The 3,041-nt window shown below is 44.3% G+C and carries 6 protein-coding genes and 1 pseudogene; 1 reads left to right on the top strand and 6 read right to left on the bottom strand.

Features of this window, described 5'->3' with window-relative positions; genetic code table 11:
* The 5 genes from NGM62_RS21670 to NGM62_RS21650 form a co-directional block, all read right to left on the bottom strand.
* Positions 1–314, bottom strand: a 314-nt coding sequence (locus NGM62_RS21670; protein ID WP_262250393.1) for a hypothetical protein, incomplete at its 3' end; no start/stop codon positions are given.
* A gap of 85 nt (positions 315–399) precedes the next feature.
* On the bottom strand, positions 400–1,326 hold the full coding sequence (locus NGM62_RS21665) for a HipA domain-containing protein (RefSeq protein WP_262250392.1): 927 nt from the start codon (positions 1,324–1,326) through the stop codon (positions 400–402).
* Positions 1,319–1,654, bottom strand: coding sequence for a HipA N-terminal domain-containing protein (locus tag NGM62_RS21660; protein ID WP_262250391.1), 336 nt, complete (start codon positions 1,652–1,654; stop codon positions 1,319–1,321). The genes NGM62_RS21665 and NGM62_RS21660 overlap by 8 nt, the downstream gene beginning before the upstream one ends.
* Positions 1,654–1,857: a type II toxin-antitoxin system Y4mF family antitoxin gene (locus NGM62_RS21655; RefSeq protein WP_262250390.1), complete on the bottom strand. Its 204-nt coding sequence runs from the start codon at positions 1,855–1,857 to the stop codon at positions 1,654–1,656. Before NGM62_RS21655 ends, NGM62_RS21660 begins: the two co-directional genes overlap by 1 nt.
* Before the next feature lie 115 nt (positions 1,858–1,972).
* On the bottom strand, positions 1,973–2,257 hold the full coding sequence (locus NGM62_RS21650) for a hypothetical protein (RefSeq protein WP_262250388.1): 285 nt from the start codon (positions 2,255–2,257) through the stop codon (positions 1,973–1,975).
* A 32-nt stretch (positions 2,258–2,289) separates the two neighbouring features.
* On the opposite strand from NGM62_RS21650, the pseudogene NGM62_RS21645 reads away from it, so the two are divergent.
* Positions 2,290–2,580, top strand: a pseudogene (locus NGM62_RS21645) (NUDIX domain-containing protein); the annotation flags it as partial.
* 179 nt (positions 2,581–2,759) lie between these two features.
* Here the strand turns inward: NGM62_RS21645 and NGM62_RS21640 are convergent.
* Complete coding sequence (locus NGM62_RS21640; RefSeq protein WP_262250387.1) at positions 2,760–2,975, bottom strand: hypothetical protein; 216 nt, start codon at positions 2,973–2,975, stop codon at positions 2,760–2,762.
* Between the last annotated feature and the right edge of the window lie 66 nt (positions 2,976–3,041).

The following is a 3,041-nucleotide window of genomic DNA, read 5'->3' as shown; positions in this document are numbered from 1 at the left end:
TAAAAAAGATGCCGGCGCCAAATGGGTAGCCGCAGGTGAGCTTGGCCAGTACGACTGGGATTAACCGTAACGGTTAAGGACTTGGTCGTACCTTTCCTGGGTTTGGCATATAGCGTATAGTCAAACTTTCCCTTCATGATATACGGTTTCAGATCCACCGCCCCGTCGGTTACGGGAAGTGACAACGACGTTTCGTATACATCCGGATTGTTGGCAATCTCCGCTATCACCTTCTCTTCAACACCATCGGCTCCGACCGCCACCCGGATGGTTTCCAGGTTCTGGAGGTTGTTGTCCTCGTCTGCACCCGCCACTTCGATGGTAATGCCTGTGGGAGTTTCCGGGAGGTAAGGTGAAAACCTTCGATATATGGAATTAGGGGTAGTCCGCGAGCTTTATCTACAAGCCTATCTGATGTTGTTTCTTCAACACAATTGCAGTATACTCCGCTTTATATCCATCACTTAAAAAACTCTTGTCAATCCAGTCGTGAATTTGGTTGACTCTTATAGAAAAGTCTTGATAGACATTGTCCCTAACCTTATCCGCAATGCCCAAACTGGTTGCAAACTGATCAAAGTCAGCCCGCCTTATTTTGCGTTTTCGGGCGTTTAAAGTCAAAGCGAGTTCTTCCCGGTCTTGGGGGTAGATCACATTCACATTCAATAAATCATACGCCGGTGAAAACAAAATGCCGTTATCGGTATGCATCAACGAAAAGTTTTTTAGATGCATATCATTATTACCTGTCAGAAAACAGAACAGCACCAACCTAAAGTACTTGTTTACGTCCAGTCCCGAATTGGTTGCATACCGTTTGATAATCTTACCGGCACGTTCGTACGAACTCTTATATTTTTGTTCGGTAAGCAACTCGGAGAGCTGGCAGAGGTCCTCGATATGAACCTTCACCCCTTTTACACGATCAAAACGTTTGGTTATATAGGCTAATTCGCCACTTGAAGTTTGTATTAACGCATGCTCGGCAGTTTCAATTTTAAATAATTTCGCTAGGTGCATCGTTAAATCTTCCACCTCCGGCATAGCGGGAAAATCCGAGGATTGGGGTTTCAAAATATAATCGCCCCATAGACCTACCAACGTCAAACGTTTATTACCTTTCTCTCCTTCCAGGCTCAAGGATAATTTGGGCTGTACACCCGTCATCGCTAACCGCTCATTGACGGTAATCTGAGCCAATTGCCTTAATTTTTCTTTATCCAACTCCAATAGCGGAACCTGAGTAGTACCAAAGAATTTCTTCGAACATGCAGGATGATACGTACCAGCCTTGACATCCTGATAACAGAACAGACAATTAGCCATTTTCTTCCTCCTCCACCGGATGTACAGACACCGCTCCTATAGTGTCTCTACATAGGTTGATTAACAATTCAAAGCGGTCTCTTGGGTCAAGTTTCCAATATTTTTCGCCGATATCCAACAACCATCCTTCAGGGATTAACCCATCAAAAAAAGGAAACAGTACGTTGCTGTGATAAGGATGTGCTGAAAGGGGTAAAGTCAAGCTAATAGGCTTCGAGGTAATCCCGTTAACATAACTAGCTGAATAACGGAAGGTATAACCATCGTCTCCCTCTACGAGATATCCAGCCAATTGATCTTGATAAAAGATTTTTGCCTGGCGTGCCATTACCTTTCTGATTTATCAGTTACCCCCACTTCTTTGCCAAACAATGCTAAAACATCATTTACCTTATCAAGACGAAGTGTTTTTTTTCCTTGCTCAAGATCACGCACAAATTTCAACCCCACGCCTGCGTTCAGCGCAAGTTCTTTCTGCGTCAATTTGAGTGCCTTTCGTCTGGCTTTTACAAAAGATCGTATTGTAGACATCGTATACCCTTTCGGGTACAAAGATAAGAAAATTCTACTAATTATACCTTATCGGGTATAAATTCGACTGTATGCAATTAAACTATATGCGATAGGATATAGTTTAAGGTTGCCCCTACACCCCAACCACGAACGTGTAAAACGTCTTAACCGTAACGGTTAAGGATTTGGTCGTACCTCTCCTGGGTTTGGCATATAGCGTATAGTCAAACTTTCCCTTCATGATATACAGTTTCAGATCCACCGCCCCGTCGGTTACGGGAAGTGACAACGAGGTTTCGAACACATCCGGATTGTTGGCAATCTCTGCTATCACCTTTTCTTCAACACCATCGGCTCCGACCGCCACCCGGATGGTTTCCAGGTTCTGGAGGTTGTTGTCCTCGTCTGCACCCGCCACTTCGATCGTAATGCCTGTGAGAGTTTCCGGGAGGTAAGGTGGAACCGGGCGAGGATGATGCGCTAACCATTGTGCGCGAGATCAAGGAAGAGCTGCACTTGGACATTGAAGTGGCAAAACGGCTCAAACCGGTGGAACACGACTATCCGACGTTCCGGATACGGCTAGTGCCTTTTATCGCACATGTGGTAGGTGGAAAATTACTATTAGAAGAACATGCAGACGCCGAATGGGCAGCCGTAGTTGACTTGGATCAATACGACTGGGCGCCCGCCAATATGCCGATTGTTGAACAGCTGAAAACCTTGGATATATGGAATTAGGTATATACGAGCAACTCATTACCAACATGCTGCGCAGCCGCTTAGCTTAACGCCGATTAAACCGAATTAATAATTAATCAAATGGATGCTTTAAAGGATTCGCGCATTCTGAGGGGACTCCAGCGAAATGTACTCGAAGGCTTTGGTAAGTTCGTTTTTGGCGCGTTTGCTCCAAACGGTCACCATTTCTTTATTTCGGCTTTTAGGTCGGTTGCTGTGATGTATTCACCACGTTCGATTTCGGAGTCGCCTGCTTCCAAATCTTGATTGTATTCCGCTATGGTCTGACGCTTTTCCACGGTTTGGAAATTTATTCCCATCAACTTCAATGTGCTCAAAAGCCACTTTTTCTTTTTGGCTTCCTTAATGTTGTCTATATCAATAATCAGTTCCATAGCTTTGAAGCTTTATATTTCCAAATGTACATTAAATCCTTCGATTACACACAAGCGGATAAAAAT

Source organism: Parapedobacter soli (assembly GCF_025460835.1).
In the GTDB taxonomy this organism is placed as follows: Bacteria; Bacteroidota; Bacteroidia; order Sphingobacteriales; family Sphingobacteriaceae; genus Parapedobacter; species Parapedobacter soli.
Note: the sequence above shows the minus strand (reverse complement) of the source record. Positions and strands in the feature narration are given on the sequence as shown.

Excerpts from the sequence above, each read along its gene's own strand:
- NGM62_RS21665 (WP_262250392.1), bottom strand. The coding sequence starts at position 1,326 with ATGGCTAATTGTCTGTTCTGTTATCAGGATGTCAAGGCTGGTACGTAT.
- NGM62_RS21640 (WP_262250387.1), bottom strand. The coding sequence starts at position 2,975 with ATGGAACTGATTATTGATATAGACAACATTAAGGAAGCCAAAAAGAAA.
- NGM62_RS21660 (WP_262250391.1), bottom strand. The coding sequence starts at position 1,654 with ATGGCACGCCAGGCAAAAATCTTTTATCAAGATCAATTGGCTGGATAT.
- NGM62_RS21655 (WP_262250390.1), bottom strand. The coding sequence starts at position 1,857 with ATGTCTACAATACGATCTTTTGTAAAAGCCAGACGAAAGGCACTCAAA.